This window comes from Enterobacter sp. 5-4, assembly GCF_000612205.1.
In the GTDB taxonomy this organism is placed as follows: Bacteria; Pseudomonadota; Gammaproteobacteria; order Enterobacterales; family Enterobacteriaceae; genus Enterobacter; species Enterobacter roggenkampii.
Map to the genome: position 1 here is coordinate 1 of NZ_JFHW01000009.1, position 15,391 is coordinate 15,391.

Below are 15,391 nucleotides of genomic sequence, written 5' to 3' on the forward strand. Positions count from 1 at the left end.
CTATGCCAGTTATAACTGTTACCCATGTATCCGGTCTAAAGTGTTACCCATGTTTCCGGTTCATACCCGATGCTTACCCGGCCTACGACGACCAACCGGGGTGTGACATCGCCCCGCTCTTTTTTTAACCTGGCAAGACTGGCAAATAATCTGGCAGATGCAGGCAAACGCTTTTCTCAGGCGCCTGTCAGGATAAGGCTGTCACAACACAATAAACACAACAAGATGAGGTCTACGATGGGAAGCAATTCTTCTTTTTCTGCCCGTAGAACGGCGCTGGCTATGGCCGTTGCGCTGTGTTGCGCCTGGCAATCCCCTGTTTTCGCCCACGGCAGTGAGGCGCATATGGTCCCGATGGACAAAACGCTGCAGGACTTTGGCGCCGACGTTCAGTGGGATGATTACGCACAGATGTTCACCATTGCTAAAGACGGCGCCTTTGTGAAGGTCAAACCGGGCGCTAAAACCGCCATCGTCAACGGGAAAACCCTCAAGCTCGAGGTGCCGGTGGTGATGAAAGGCAAAAAAGCCTTTATCTCTGACAGCTTCATCAACGATGTTTTCCAGTCCGGTCTTGACCAGACTTTCCAGGTTGAAAAACGCCCTCACCCGCTAAACGCGCTGACGGCGGACGAAATTAAGCAAGCCGTTGAGATTGTCAAAGCCTCAGCGGATTTTAAACCGAATACCCGCTTTACCCAGATTGCCCTTGCTGAGCCAGAGAAAGCCAAAGTGTGGGACTTTGTGCTTAACGGTACGGCGGTGGATGCCCCGCGTCAGGCAAAGATTGTGATGCTCGATGGGAAGCACGTTATCGAAAGCCTGGTGGATCTGAAGGATAAAAAAATCCTGCGCTGGGAGCCGGTGAAAGATGCGCACGGCATGGTGCTGCTGGATGATTTCACCGCGGTACAGCAGATCATCAACGACAGCACGGAGTTTGCCGAGGTGCTTAAAAAACACGGCATCATGGACCCGAAAAAAGTGATTACCACGCCGCTGACCGTCGGCTATTTCGACGGTAAAGATGGCCTGAAGCAGGAAGATCGCCTGCTGAAAGTGGTGAGCTATCTGGATGTCGGCGACGGCAACTACTGGGCGCACCCGATTGAAAACCTGGTGGCCGTGGTCGATCTTGAGCAGAAGAAAATCCAGAAGATTGAGGAAGGTGCCGTTGTTCCGGTTCCGATGACGCCGCGCCCCTACGATGGCCGCGACCGTATAGAGACGCCGAAAAAACCGCTCGACATTATTGAGCCGGAAGGCAAGAACTACACCATTACCGGCGATATGGTGCACTGGCAGAACTGGGACTTCCACCTGAGCCTGGACTCCCGCGTCGGCCCGATGATTTCAACCGTCACCTATAACGACAACGGCAAAAAACGCCAGGTGATGTATCAGGGGTCGCTAGGCGGCATGATCGTCCCTTATGGCGATCCGGACGTGGGCTGGTACTTTAAGGCCTATCTTGATTCCGGCGACTACGGAATGGGCACCCTGACCTCACCGCTGGTACGCGGTAAAGACGTGCCGTCCAACGCGGTGATGCTCAATGAAACCATCCCGGACTACACCGGCGCGCCGATGGAGATCCCGCGCGCAATCGCCATTTTCGAACGCTACGCAGGCCCGGAATATAAGCATCAGGAGATGGGCCAGCCTAACGTCAGCACCGAGCGCCGCGAACTGGTGGTGCGCTGGGTGAGTACCGTGGGCAACTACGATTACATCTTCGACTGGGTGTTCCATGAAAATGGCACCATCGGCATTGACGCCGGCGCGACGGGTATCGAGGCGGTGAAAGGCGTTCAGGCGAAAACCATGCACGACGCCACCGCCAAAGACGATTCAAAATACGGCACGCTGATCGACCACAACATCGTGGGCACCACGCACCAGCACATCTACAACTTCCGTCTTGATATGGACGTGGACGGCATCAACAACAAGCTGGTGGCGATGGATCCGGAAGTGAAGCCGAATACCGCCGGGGGCCCGCGCACCAGCACCATGCAGATTAATCAGTACGATATTGATACCGAGCAGCAGGCGGCGCAGAAGTTCGACCCGGGCACGATTCGACTGCTGAGCAACACAAGTAAAGAGAACCGCATGGGCAACCCGGTCTCGTACCAGATCATCCCTTACGCGGGCGGCACGCACCCGGTGGCGACCGGCGCGAAATTTGCCCCGGACGAGTGGATTTACCATCGCCTGAGCTTTATGGACAAACAGCTGTGGGTGACCCGCTACCACCCTGATGAGCTCTACCCGGAAGGGAAATTCCCGAACCGCTCCATCCACGACACGGGCCTTGGGCAGTACAGCAAGGATAACGAGTCGCTGAACGATCAGGATGACGTGGTCTGGATGACCACCGGCACCACCCACGTGGCGCGTGCGGAAGAGTGGCCGATCATGCCGACGGAATGGGTGCATACCCTGCTTAAACCGTGGAATTTCTTCGACGAGACGCCAACGCTCGGGAAGAAAAAAGACGAAAAATAACCATCCGCCGGGCAATTGCCCGGTTTTTTTTGCCCTGGCGTTTGAGGATCGTCCTGGCTTGCTTATAGTTACTGATATCTCACCTGCATGATTTATCCCCCGGACGGGAAAGGGCTTTATGGAAAAAAGAAAAAAACCGACGCTGGAACGGGCAACCTGGCCAACGCGCCAGGCCATGGTCATGCATGGACTGGCGATGAACCTCCCGTGGCTGGCCTTCGTCAATATCAGCTTCGCGGTGATGATTCTGCTGCGACACGTTCTGCTTAAGGCCAGCGATCCTCTTTATCCCCACTCGCCGCAGCTGACGAGAATCGTCGATGCCTCCATGCTCGGTATTATCATCCTCTCGGCTGCGCTGATCCTTATGGCCTGGCGGCGCATCGCCGGCATCAGCGTGGTGTTGTTTATCTGCAGCGCCATCTGGTCGGTCTCCTGCTTCTGGTTTATCACCCAACTGCTGCTCCCGCACGTCTGGCCGCTGTGCGTTATTCTGTTACTCGCCGGTTTGACGGCGCTCTATTTCTACCCTGAAGGGCTGCTCGCCTTTGTGCTCCCGCTCTGGATCACCCTGCCGATAGCAAGCTGGATACGAAACGATGGTCTCAACCTTCACTTCGTTGTTATCTGGAGCGTCTTTACGCTGATTCTGATCTGCGGGCGTTTTATTCTGCTGAGCTGGTTTGACGAAGCCTGGCGACGTAACCAGCAGAATCAGCTGCTGATTTCGCGGCTGGATGCGCTGGCGCATCAGGACCCGTTAACCAAAACCGCCAATCGACGGAAAATGGAGGTGGTGCTGGAGAACGCGGTTGAGCAGAAGAAGCCCTTCTCGCTGATTATGCTGGATATCGACTACTTCAAGCACTACAACGACACCTACGGGCACCAGGCGGGTGACGACTGTCTGACGCGCGTGGCGCGCGTGCTTAAGCAGTCGGTGCGCACACCTGAGGATGTGGTGTCACGCTACGGCGGCGAAGAGTTTCTGGTGATTCTGTTTAATTGCCCGGAGAACATCGCTGAAAAGGTCGCCCTGCGTATCCAGGACGGCCTTCGCGCAGAGGCCATACCGCACGGCGCCTCGACGGTCAGCGACCATGTCACCGTGAGCATGGGGATTGCGGGGATGGCGGGGGGACTCGCGGGCACCGAGATTATCGCCCGCGCCGATGCGGCGCTGTATCGGGCGAAAGAGGCCGGGCGGGATCGGTGGTCGCTGTAGATAAAAGCCGGGTGGCGCTACGCTTACCCGGCCTACGGTTCGAGTCGTTGTAGGCCGGGTAAGGCGTAGCCGCCACCCGGCTTGCTTTTTAATACCGCACGCACACCGACTTGGTTTCACACCAGCCGTCCAGCCAGTCCGGGCCAAAGTCACGCCCTGTCCCGGACTGCTTCATCCCGCCGAACGGCAGGTTGGCGTCGATCAGCGTATGGCTGTTCACCCACACGGTGCCCGCCTGCAGCCTGTCGGTATACTCCAGCGCCTTGCTGATATTCTGCGTCCAGACGCTGGCCGTCAGGCCATATTCGGTGTCATTTGCCAGCTGGAGCGCCTCTTCCCCGTCGGCGACGCGTACCAGGTTGACCACCGGACCGAATACTTCTTCACGGGTGAGCCGCAGCGAGGCATCCGGGTTCACCACCAGCGTCGGCGACACGTAATAGCCTTTGCCCTCCGGACCACGGTTACCGACGATCAGCTCCGCGTTGCGCGACGTCGCCTCATCAAGGAAGGACTGCACCTTGTCGCAGTGCGCACGCGACACCAGCGGGTTGATAAAGGCCTCCGGCGACATGCCCGGCCCGACGCTCAGGGATTTCACCGCCTGTTCGAACCCGCCGACCAGCGTGTCAAACAGCGGGGCTTCAATATAGATGCGTGAGCTCGCCGCGCACACTTGCCCCTGGTTCAGGAAGCTGCCGGTCATTAATCCTTCTATCACCCACGCGGGGTCCGCATCCTTGAGCACAATTGCCGGGTTTTTCCCGCCGAGCTCGAGGGTCACCCCGGTGAGCGTGTCCGCCGCCGCGCGGGCAATTTGCTTACCCGTCGCCGTTGAGCCGGTAAAGCTCACCTTCGCAATATGCGGGTGCGAGGTCAGCGCTGCGCCACACACCGCGCCGCTGCCGGTCACCACGTTGAACACCCCATCCGGGATGCCCGCTTCACTGGCGAGTTCCGCCACGCGCAGCAGGGTCAGCGGCGTGGTTTCCGACGGCTTAATGACGATAGAGCAGCCCGCGGCCAGCGCTGGCATCACTTTCCACATGCCAATCATCAGCGGGAAGTTCCAGGGCACGATCCCGGCCACCACGCCAACCGGCTCTTTACGCGTCCACGCCTGATAGCGTGCCCCCTGCGGTAGCGGGATGGAGAGATCGAGGGTTTTGCCCGCAATTTTGGTAGTTAGCCCGGCGGTATAGCGCATCCAGTTCAGGGTGCAGCCGACTTCAAAGGCACGGGAGATGTTGATGGACTTGCCCTGCTCCAGCGTTTCAAGCTGAGCCAGCTCCTCGCCGTGCTTTTCAACGAGATCGGCGAAATGGAGCAGGATCCGCTCGCGCTCCGCCGGGAGCTTTCCGGCCCAGGTACGGGCCACAAAGGCGCGCCAGCCGGACATGACGGCACGATCAACGTCGTCGACGCTGGCATCGGCAGTTGAGGCAATCACCTCGCCCGTGGCCGGGTTGTAGACATTAAGCCGCTTTTCACTGTCCGACGCGGCCTGACGCCCTTCAATCCACAGGCCATGCTGTCGGTCTAAAAATTGTTGCACGGCAGGCTGAATAGCCACCAGTGATTCAGACATAGGATACTCCTTCGTTATTCTTCTCAGGGTGTTAATCCAGTCTAAGAGGGGTTTTGCATTCTCGCTTTTGTCTCTGTGACATTCGCTTTGCCACCTGTGACAGGCGCCGCAAATCGCGATAATTGCCGCTTATATCGCTGTTACCGGTGAGTGTTCTTTCCTATAGTCAGCCTCATAGCTCTGACAAAATGCAACACAAATGCAACAATGCGAAAACGTTGACGGTGCAGTGAGAGAAACGATGGCGTGTGCAAGCGAGCAGGAACAGTATCAGCAGTGGCTGGCGCAAATTAACCAGGTTTGCGGGCGTTTTAACGCGCAGCCCACCGGGGGCAGATTCTACGGCGAGCTGGAGACCAGCTATGCGCGCAGCCTGAAGCTCAGCACCGTCACCGCCGGTGGTGTCAACCTGTTCCGCTCCCGTGAGGAGATCAAACAGAGTAACGATGCCTGGTTCTATACCGTGTTTCAGCTCGAAGGCAGCGCGGAGATTGAGCAGGATGACCGTCGCGCGGTACTCAGAACCGGGGATATCACGCTGATTGACGCCTCACGCCCCTGCTCGATCAACTGGCAGGAAAAATCCCGCCAGATTTCGCTCCTGGTTCCCCGTCAGATTATTGAGCAGCAGTGCCGTTTTCAGGAGATAAGCTGCGCCACCGCTCTTTCCCGCACGCTGCCCACGGTGCAGCTGAGCCATCGCCTGTTGATGGAGAGCATGAGCAATGCCAGCCTGAGTGACCGGGAGAGTGAAGCGGCGCTCGAAGCGATGATCTGCCTGCTGCGCCCCGCTTTCCAGCAGCGCGAAATCATTCAGCCGCGTAAGGAGCGCCAGTTCCAGCATGTGGTGGCGCTGATTGACGACCATATTCAGTCTGAATCGCTGCGCCCGGAATGGATTGCCGCCGAGAGCGGAATGTCCGTGCGCAGCCTTTACCGTATGTTTGCCGAGAAGGGGCTGGTGGTCGCGCAGTACATTAAAAACCGCCGCCTGGATCGCTGCGCGGAGGTGCTGCGTGCTGCCGGTGATGACGAAAAGCTGGCGGGGATTGGCTACAGCTGGGGGTTCACCGACCATAGCCATTTTTCAACGGCGTTTAAGCAGCGCTTTGGCGTTTCGCCGGGTGAATACCGCAGGCGCTACCGCTAGCTATTTTTTCAGCCATTTTCCGTTAATGCCCTTCACATACTCGCCCGGCTGGGCGCGAGCAACCAGTTTTTGCCCTGCCATTTTGGCCACTTCATCGACCGGCAAATTATTGCTGTCAGCCAGCTTCTGGTAGCTTTCCGTGCGCGCCGCGTTGATGCGATTGACCAGCGCCAGCGTTTCGGCATCCTGTTGAATCGGAGCCAGATAACCGCTGAGGGTTTCCCCCACGCGCCCCTGGGCCCGGGCATCGTTGAGGGTGAGCGTAGCCGCCTGCACGTTCATCCCCAGCGCCAGCAAAATCAGAGCTACTCGTTTCATGGCATCCTCAGAACAGATCGCTGCGCGATTTCAGCAGGGTTTCAACGTCTTTATCGACCTTAATGTGGATCTCATGTTCGATTTTGACATTCATGTTGATGGTAATCGGCTCCTTTGGCGCAGCGACTTCAATGCGCGGCGTACAGCCGGACAGTAGCGCGGCAACGGCAACGGTGAGCGCACCAGCCATCTTTTTCATTGTTATTCCTCACTTTCCTTGCCAGTCGAACTGCGGAGACCGGGTATCGCCGCGTGTTGCTCAAACCAGGTTTGCAGGTTGTCTCCAAAACGCAGGCTGCGCCAGAGGGTAAAGACATTCTCGTCATGGGTATAGTTCAGGTTGACGGAGCTGCTTTTGCCATCGACCCGGCTGGTCCCCTTGATGGTCGCCTGCATGGTTAATTCACCCAGATTATCTAAATTGATTCTCGTCCACGAACGCGAAATTTCCATGTAGCGGAGCCAGTTAATCGCGGCGCCCGCGACCATATTGTCTTTCACGATGGCGTCGGCCGTATCTTTGTCGATGCGTAGCGTCATTGGCCCCGGGTTGGTCAGCCAGCCATCCTTAATGATCCATTTTTCGTTGTCCAGCCAGAACGGCAGCGCCCCGCTGACCGGCCCCGACATGGCGAACTGTTTCGGATTGACGGCGCTAATCAGCTCGCTCGAGGAGATATTGTCCACCCGCAGCAGAGCCGGATCGTGCTGCGGCATTCGCAGCTGCTGCATGGTGATCTTCCCGCCGAGGGTTTCCACCTTCACGTTGGTGAGCAGCAGCGGATTGTCCTCCGTCCAGGGATAATCGCCCTGTAAATCCGCGGTAATGTTGCGCGCGGTCACCAGGTTTACCACTTCACCGATGCGCAACGTGACCGGACCGCGCGTGCCCAGAGACCAGGTGCCCTCGCTGAAGCGGAACGGCAGCACAAAATCGACGCCGTTAATCTGGTTATCGGGCATCCAGGCGCTGCCGGATTTCAGCACCCCGTGCCCGCCCGCTTCAAAGCCCTGATCGGCCGCCGCCGAGAAGGCGACCTGCGCATAAAGCGCCCCGTCGCGCAGCGTCATTTTCCAGTCCGGCGGGATAAGCGGCTGGAATACGGTGAGGGACTGTTTCGGCCACCAGGCCTGCCCGCGAAGGCGCACACCATCCCACCTTCCGTTGACCTGTACCGGGCCGATGTTGTCCGCATGGAGGTCGCCCTTAAACTGAAAAATTGTCGGGTCGGTGCCGTCGACGCTGAAGGTCAGGACCGAAGGCGGCAACACGCTGCCGCCGGAGAAGCGCGTTTGCCCGGCATTCAGCGACAGCGCACCGCTGAAGGCCGGTTTTTCGGCATCGCGCAGCCAGCGTACAGGCCGATCCAGCACCAGACGCGGCGTGCTGACCTCCATCGTGCCGTACTGAAGCTTGTCAAAGCCGGTGGAGAGCGCCGTCAACTCAATAAGGTTGTCGCGCCACTCGCCTTTCCCGGCGACATCCCAGCGGGCATGCATCGGCGTAAAGCCACCTTTGCCCCAGTAGCGCCACTGCCACAGGCCGTTATCGGGTAAAAAGTCGTTGGCCTGACCGTCCAGGTGGAGTTCAAAATCGCCCATCTCGTTTTCATGGGCGCGCAGAATCGCCTGTAAACGACCGTCCACCCCCTTCCGGGTGAGCTTCACGCCCGCCAGCGGCCAGCGGATTTCATCGATATCGAGCGAGTCAATGATGCGCCCGCGCGAGCGAAGCAGCGCGCCAGGCTCAAAAGCGAGCTGCGGTTCATACAGGCTGCCGGTCAGTTTTGCCGGTAATTTGGCGTAAAGAATGAGATCGTTTTGCTTCGCCTCGCCGCTCAGGTGCAGGGGCATGTCGCTGTTTTCCATGCTGAGCCTGCCGGGCCCAATATTCAGTACCGCGTTGCCTTTACCCGCATCGCCTTGCGTCAACACGTTCAGTCGTCCGGTCAGGGTGGCTTTCTCCAGCCCCTGCTGCCAGTTGTCGGCGCGAAGGGACACCCGTCCGCTCAGCGGCATACCCGAGAGATCCCAGTTCCAGCGCCCGTCGCTGATGTTGAGCTGTTGCGCCGTGATCTGCCACGGCAGGTCGAGAAGCGGATCGGGGTTGTCTCTCGCCATCACCACCAGCTGTCCCTGATTGTCTTCCCAGTCGAGATCGGCATCGACCAGAGACGTTAACTGTGGCACGTTAAAGGTCGCCACCGCGTGGCCTTTCACCGGCACGCCGTCCGGCACCAGCGGCAGGGTAAACTCGCCCACCAGCTTAATCGGCTGCGGCTGATCCGGGAGCTGAACATCGAACTGGCTGACCGAGAGCGTCTGACCGCGAAGCGTGCCTTTAATGCTGACCTGCTCGCCTTTATAGGCGATCTCCTGGCTGGAGGGGGTTAGCGACGCCTGCAGCTCGCCCTGCCACTGCTGCCAGGGCGACAGCGTCAGGCGGTGAATCGTGAGCCAGGTATTGGGTAACACAGCCTGCCATTGTGCCAGCGTTTTCGGGGCGACCGTTGAGGGCGCCGACTGGGGAATTTTGCTCAGGCAGACGGTGTTAAGATCCAGCGCGCCGATATCCAGCTTCCAGCGGCTGGGGTGTGACAGCGTCACGTTATCGATGCGGGCAATTTCGCAGTCTTCCACCAGATAGCGAAGATCGGGGATCACCAGCGCGCGGCGAGTCAGTTTCGGACTCTCTTCGAACGCGATGCGCGTCCCGACGGGAAGCCAGATCCCGGCGAGCGTCGGTACCCACTGAGCGAGCGTCATCAGCAGCGTCAGCGGCAACAATATGAACAGCAGTAAAAGCGCAAGAGCGGCTTTGTATTTACCCTTCATGGGCAGTTAATATCCTGATTTAGCGAAAGAATTAAGCCGGCAGTGCCGATCATTGTCGCATGTTTAGCGGTTGAGTTGAAGTTGACGCCAAGTTAAGAATAGATGCTGTAATAGTAAGCGGTAATTTTTTTGCTATGCGTAACCTAAAGAATATAGTTTCGGTTCAATTGGTTACGCATAAGTTCAAGAATAATCGCAGAGCAGATTTGCGACATTAATACCTATTCCGTGGCATTGCCAGCAGGTAAAGCATGGCGAATATCAATGACCCCCAATACACCGAGTCGTACCGCCAGGGATCAAAATCAATATGTAAAAAACCGCTAACAAACTCATAGCCGTTGGCAAAAACGTTAATTTGAATGGCTGCGATGGCTATCACAAATAGCGTATAGGCAATGAACAGAGGATATTTATGAAGCCTGTTGACCTTGAGTTTCCCGAGGTACAACAAGAAAAAAACGACAATAGATACAATAAAATAGCATACGGCAGGTAGAATCGGTGGGGTTAATGACAACTCGAATTGTTCCGACATAATTAATTCTCTTTAGCTATCTGGTACATCTGCCAACCTGTGACGCTTCCACTGGTTAAATCCAGAGCCATCGCTGTTTTAGAAGCCTCTTGCCATCCTCTGATATAATCAGATTCAATGTTGCGAAACAGACTCCAGGATTTTTCTCGGGGAGCCAGTACTCTCCTGCCCGCGCCATAGGCTGATAAAGAGATATCAACTACTCCATAGACAATATCAGCTTCATTATTCCCATAGCCGAGTTTCGCTGCTACGTAACGATAAGCATCTCTTAGCGTGCCAGACCGATCTTCACGATAAAGAAGATAGTATCCATTTTCATACATGTTGTTTAGCCCATGAGTAATCATAGGTGCACCATACGCAGCACAGGCCAGACCCAGCGAACCGACGCATAAACTAGCGCCCCCATACACTTGCGCCCCACCGGCAACGAAACCGATCTGTTTAAGCGCTAAAGTCGTCGTTGTTGTTCGGTTTTTTTCAACAACAATAAATAACTTAGCTTTATTGAAGGTGAGTAAATCATCCTGTTCCTTAAGATGATGTATCTGTTCATCAAGTAATTGAATCCCGCCTGACCAGGTCAAGCAATGCGACTCGATCTCCCTTCTCAGGTGAGCAACAAGTTGTTGAGTTTCAAAAAACATACCAGCGGTACCATAAAGCAAATGCTTTGTGGCAATTCGCTGCGCAAGATTTTCAATCTCTAAGACTTTCTCTTCGAAATGACTTTTATCCCGATTATGGTTGTACATTCGGTCTCCCTGTCATTTTAAAATGATATTAATAATACTACCTTCGATGTTAGGACATTCAAAGAGCTACGTCATTTTAACAGCTAAAGGTAGTCACATTTTCAAGCATTGGGAAACCACTTACCCAAACATACGCACTTGTTGTGACTTTAGTCTCCCCCATAGCCCCCTTAGAGTAAAACAAGCAGACATGTCGCTGGTGTCAGTCCCGCTTAAGAAATCGGTGGATATGAATATCATGGAGTTAGGGTGCACATATGCTCTAGAATAATTGATAGAACTTATTGAATTCAATAATATTTTAGAAATTGTAAGATAATTTTAATCATGCTAACGTGAATGCAAAATCACTGGAGAAAGTCTTATGAAACTCGCGGTATACAGCACAAAGCAGTACGACAAAAAGTATCTGCAACATGTTAACGAGGCTTACGGGTTTGAGCTTGAATTTTTCGACTTTCTGCTGTCCGAAAAAACCGCCAAAACGGCGCACGGCTGTGAAGGCGTCTGCATTTTCGTAAACGATGACGGCAGTCGCCCGGTGCTGGAAGAGTTGAAAAAACAGGGGGTGAAGTACATCGCCCTGCGCTGTGCGGGCTTCAACAATGTGGACCTCGACGCGGCAAAAGAGCTGGGTCTGAAGGTGGTGCGCGTTCCGGCGTACTCCCCGGAAGCGGTGGCTGAACATGCGATTGGCATGATGATGTCCCTCAACCGTCGTATTCACCGCGCTTATCAGCGCACCCGTGACGCCAACTTCTCGCTGGAAGGGCTGACCGGCTTTACCATGTACGGCAAAACCGCTGGCGTAATCGGCACCGGTAAAATTGGCGTGGCTGCCCTGCGCATTCTGAAAGGCTTTGGCATGCGTCTGCTGGCATTCGATCCGTACCCAAGCGCCGCAGCGCTGGATCTGGGCGTGGAGTACGTCGACCTGCCGACCCTGTTCTCGCAGTCCGACGTGATTTCCCTGCACTGTCCGCTGACGCCGGAAAACTACCACCTGCTTAACCAGGCGGCGTTTGACCAGATGAAGGATGGCGTGATGATCATCAACACCAGCCGCGGCGGGCTGGTTGATTCTCAGGCTGCTATCGAAGCCCTGAAGACCCAGAAGATTGGCGCGCTGGGGATGGACGTGTATGAGAACGAACGCGATCTGTTCTTTGAAGACAAGTCTAATGACGTCATCCAGGACGACGTGTTCCGTCGCCTCTCTGCCTGCCATAACGTGCTGTTTACCGGTCACCAGGCGTTTCTGACGGCCGAAGCGCTGATCAGCATTTCAGAAACCACGCTGGGGAACCTGCAGCAGCTGGAAAAGGGCGAAGCGTGCCCTAACGAGCTGGCTTAAGTGCTACGCCGGGTGGGCGGCTAAGCCTCACCCGGCGCGTTTGTTTCCCAGCTCCGGTGCGCAACGCGCCACCAGAGCAGGACGGCAGCCAGCGCAATCGCGCTCAGGACACTGAATGCCGTCGCAAACGAGTAATGACCGGCGATCGTCCCGGTTAATGCCGGACTCATGGATGCCCCTACTCCCTGCATCAACATCACCACGCTCTGCCCGGCATTGACGTGCCCGCTTCCGCGCAGCAGCACCACAATAAACGACGGTACGACGACCCCCAGGATCCCGGCGGCCAGGCCGTCGAGAATTTGTACCGGGATCATCATTAACGGCGCATCCGTGGATGCCGCCAGCGCCGCACGCACCGGCATAACCAGCAGCGCCAACATAATCAAGCGCCAGTAGCCATAGTGTTCGATCCGGCGCGAGGCCCAGATGGCGACGGGGATCATCACGGCCTGAGAAATGATGACGGTACCTGCCGCATACAAACCGGGGTTGATCGCGGCAGGTGCCGCGGCAACCCTCATGCTCAGCATCGGCAGCAGCGCGGCGTTCGCCAGGTGGAACAGCAACAGCGTCAGCCCGGTCACAAACAGCGCCCGGTTTTTCATCAGCACCGCAAAACCGGGGACCGGCAGGCTCGCTGAAGAGGACAGCCCGCGCGCCGCGTCGTTATCGATATCGCTGTTGCGAATGGCAAGCAGCGCACACAGCGTTAGCAGCGTGGTGCTGGTCATCAGCAGGAAAATCCCGCCCACGCCCCAGTACCACGCAATGCCGCCCGCGATCAGTGCTGTAACAAAATTGCCGCCGTGATTGAACGCTTCGTTTCTACCCATCTGCGCGCTGAACCCGCCCTGCCCGGTCAACCCCAGCGTAATCCCGGCGATTAACGGCCCGACAAATGCCGCACAGATACCGGTGACGACTTGCGACACGGCGACAACGCTGCTCTGCTGGCTAAACCAGAGCAGAAGCGTGCTGAGCGTGATCAGAATGCACAGTAGCGCGAGCACAGCGCGCTTGTTGCGGGAGGTGTCGGTGATGAACCCCGCCGGCAGCGTGGCCAGTAACCCCGCCAGCCCGCCGGCCGTCATCAGGATGCCGATATCATCAGGGGTCCAGTGGCGTTCGGTCAGGAAAATACCGAGGAAAGGCCCCAGACCATCACGAACATCAGCAATGAAAAAACTTGTCAGGCATAACGCCCGCAGCGAACGAAGAGACATACTTCCTGCCTTGCCTGTTATTGCCTGAAATAAGCAAAATGCAGTATACCGGGTATTTTTGAAAATCAGATGACGTCTGAAAAATATTCCCTGCAAACTTAAACAATACATCAAGGGCGCTGTTTTTTTACTTTACTCATTATTGCGCCTGCTTATACTGGCAAAAAATTTCACAGGAGTCCTTCGTTGGAAAGCCATTTTATCGTTGATACGAAGGTAAGCTGACGCGATTTTCTCGCTGCTTACCTTAACGGTGGGCAGCAATCCTCTTGACGTGATTGCATCCCAATACATTAAGAACGACCAAATTTGTGGAGCATCGCGATGTTCATGTTTAATCATTCACTCTTTCCGCCGCCCTCGCGCTGACATGCTTTGCGTTTTAACGGCGTCATACTGTGCTTTGTGAAGCGCTGACGCTTATCGTGTAATCATGTTAACAGGCGACAGGCTGATGTTCCCTTATATCTCTCATCTGCTCGCAGCGATGCTGCTGGGCGCAATTATTGGCGCGGAAAGACAGTGGCGCCAGCGTATGGCCGGGCTTCGTACCAATGCTCTGGTTGCAACGGGTGCGGCCGTGTTTATTTTAAGTTCCCTCTCGACGTCACCCGATAGCCCGGGGCGTATTGCAGCGCAGATTGTCTCCGGAATAGGCTTTCTTGGCGCTGGCGTTATTATGCGTGAGGGAATGAATATTCGCGGTCTTAATACCGCCGCGACGCTGTGGTGTTCGGCCGGAATTGGCGTGCTATGTGGATTAGGTCAATTCTGGAATGCTGGTATGGCCAGCGTGATTATTCTGTGCGCCAACATCCTGCTTCGCGAAGCTGCGCAGCGGATTAATCAACTGCCCGCGCTCCATGAAGGCGAAAAATGCTATGTCCTGAAAATCACCTGTGATGACGAGCATGAAGATGCGGTGCGGCAGAGTGTGGTCAACATGGCGAAAGAGTTGACGTTGAGTCTGAAAGCCATTTATTGCGATACGGCGCAAGCAGAAGGAAAAACTGAAATACGGGCCGAGGTAATGACCCGTGAGGAATACCGGAAATTACTCGAGCTAATTATGGGTAATATCGGCGGGAATAAAATTATGGCTTCCGTAAGCTGCCACGCAATATGAACACGATACCGGGCATTGCGCCCGGTTGAGGCTTCCCGTTTTGCAGAAATGGGCAGTGACATGGGCCGATGAATCCCAGGATGCCCCGTTCAACAAACGTTCTTTGTCACACTACTTGACGAATTCAGAGGCATGTTCGACCGGGCGAATATCACATAACCAAAATTTGTCCTCGTTATGACAGCCTGCTCTCTGTTTTGCAGGAATTAACGGCCTACTCTGAGTTGTGCAAAAAACACTCAGGAGGGGCACATGTACAACACCATTTTGGTTCCCATTGACATTTCCGAGGATAGCCTGACGCACATGGTTATCCCGTTCGTTCAGGCACACACCGCACTTAACACGGCCAAGGTTCACTTTCTTACTGTTATTCCATCGCTTCCCTATTATTCATCGTTAGGTTTGGCCTACCCCGCAGAAATGCCGAAGATGAAAGAATTCCAGCACGCTGCTTTAGCGAAACTGGATGAGATTGTTAAGCAATTCAAAATTCCTGCAGATAAGATACAGACTCACGCCGTGACGGGATCGCCTAAGGATCAAATCCTTAAGCTCGCTGACACGATCGGCGCCGACCTGATCATCATTGCCTCCCATAAGCCTGACATATCGACGTATCTGTTGGGTTCGAACGCTGCGGCAGTGGTGCGGCATGCGAAATGTCCTGTGCTGGTCGTTAGATAGAACGCGCTTGCGCCTCTGTATACGGTCAGATAGCAGATGACAAAAAACCGGGCGAGAAGCCCGGTTTTTCATTTT

The 15,391-nt window shown here is 55.6% G+C and carries 13 protein-coding genes; 6 read left to right on the forward strand and 7 right to left on the reverse strand.

What is annotated here, in order from left to right; translation table 11 throughout:
• Positions 1-237 precede the first annotated feature (237 nt).
• Together tynA and AA74_RS0104410 are read left to right on the forward strand one after the other, a co-directional pair.
• Positions 238-2,511, forward strand: coding sequence for a primary-amine oxidase (gene tynA / locus AA74_RS0104405; RefSeq protein WP_025911369.1), 2,274 nt, complete (start codon positions 238-240; stop codon positions 2,509-2,511).
• A gap of 118 nt (positions 2,512-2,629) precedes the next feature.
• Positions 2,630-3,736 carry a GGDEF domain-containing protein gene (locus tag AA74_RS0104410; RefSeq protein WP_025911372.1) on the forward strand — a complete coding sequence of 369 codons (1,107 nt, stop codon included), beginning with the start codon at positions 2,630-2,632 and terminating at the stop codon, positions 3,734-3,736.
• 88 nt (positions 3,737-3,824) lie between these two features.
• On the opposite strand, the gene AA74_RS0104415 is transcribed toward AA74_RS0104410, so the two are convergent.
• On the reverse strand, positions 3,825-5,324 hold the full coding sequence (locus tag AA74_RS0104415) for an aldehyde dehydrogenase family protein (RefSeq protein ID WP_025911374.1): 1,500 nt from the start codon (positions 5,322-5,324) through the stop codon (positions 3,825-3,827).
• Between the two features lie 241 nt (positions 5,325-5,565).
• Here AA74_RS0104415 and feaR point away from each other — a divergent pair, with 241 nt between their 5' ends.
• Positions 5,566-6,474 (forward strand): transcriptional regulator FeaR, encoded by a 909-nt coding sequence (feaR, locus tag AA74_RS0104420; protein WP_008502386.1) that lies wholly within the window; start codon positions 5,566-5,568, stop codon positions 6,472-6,474.
• Here the strand turns inward: feaR and AA74_RS0104425 are convergent, their stop codons facing one another.
• From AA74_RS0104425 to AA74_RS0104445, 5 genes are all read right to left on the reverse strand, one after another.
• Entirely contained in the window at positions 6,475-6,792 is a 318-nt protein-coding gene (locus AA74_RS0104425; protein ID WP_008502387.1) for a YdbL family protein, read from the reverse strand.
• A 7-nt stretch (positions 6,793-6,799) separates the two neighbouring features.
• Positions 6,800-6,991, reverse strand: a complete 192-nt coding sequence (locus AA74_RS0104430) for a YnbE family lipoprotein (RefSeq protein ID WP_008502388.1) — start codon at positions 6,989-6,991, stop codon at positions 6,800-6,802.
• 2 nt (positions 6,992-6,993) lie between these two features.
• Positions 6,994-9,627: a YdbH family protein gene (locus AA74_RS0104435; RefSeq protein ID WP_025911390.1), complete on the reverse strand. Its 2,634-nt coding sequence runs from the start codon at positions 9,625-9,627 to the stop codon at positions 6,994-6,996.
• 214 nt (positions 9,628-9,841) lie between these two features.
• Positions 9,842-10,165, reverse strand: a complete 324-nt coding sequence (locus tag AA74_RS0104440) for a hypothetical protein (protein WP_008502390.1) — start codon at positions 10,163-10,165, stop codon at positions 9,842-9,844.
• Between the two features lie 2 nt (positions 10,166-10,167).
• On the reverse strand, positions 10,168-10,923 hold the full coding sequence (locus AA74_RS0104445; protein ID WP_023327356.1) for a DUF4225 domain-containing protein: 756 nt from the start codon (positions 10,921-10,923) through the stop codon (positions 10,168-10,170).
• Between the two features lie 364 nt (positions 10,924-11,287).
• Here AA74_RS0104445 and AA74_RS0104450 point away from each other — a divergent pair, with 364 nt between their 5' ends.
• Entirely contained in the window at positions 11,288-12,277 is a 990-nt protein-coding gene (locus tag AA74_RS0104450; protein WP_008502392.1) for a 2-hydroxyacid dehydrogenase, read from the forward strand.
• 20 nt (positions 12,278-12,297) lie between these two features.
• Here the strand turns inward: AA74_RS0104450 and AA74_RS0104455 are convergent, their stop codons facing one another.
• Complete coding sequence (locus tag AA74_RS0104455; RefSeq protein WP_021241320.1) at positions 12,298-13,503, reverse strand: MFS transporter; 1,206 nt, start codon at positions 13,501-13,503, stop codon at positions 12,298-12,300.
• 454 nt (positions 13,504-13,957) lie between these two features.
• Here AA74_RS0104455 and AA74_RS0104460 point away from each other — a divergent pair, with 454 nt between their 5' ends.
• Together AA74_RS0104460 and uspF are read left to right on the forward strand one after the other, a co-directional pair.
• Entirely contained in the window at positions 13,958-14,629 is a 672-nt protein-coding gene (locus tag AA74_RS0104460; protein WP_025911395.1) for an MgtC family protein, read from the forward strand.
• 252 nt (positions 14,630-14,881) lie between these two features.
• Positions 14,882-15,316 (forward strand): universal stress protein UspF, encoded by a 435-nt coding sequence (gene uspF, locus AA74_RS0104465; RefSeq protein WP_025911398.1) that lies wholly within the window; start codon positions 14,882-14,884, stop codon positions 15,314-15,316.
• Positions 15,317-15,391: the final 75 nt, after the last annotated feature.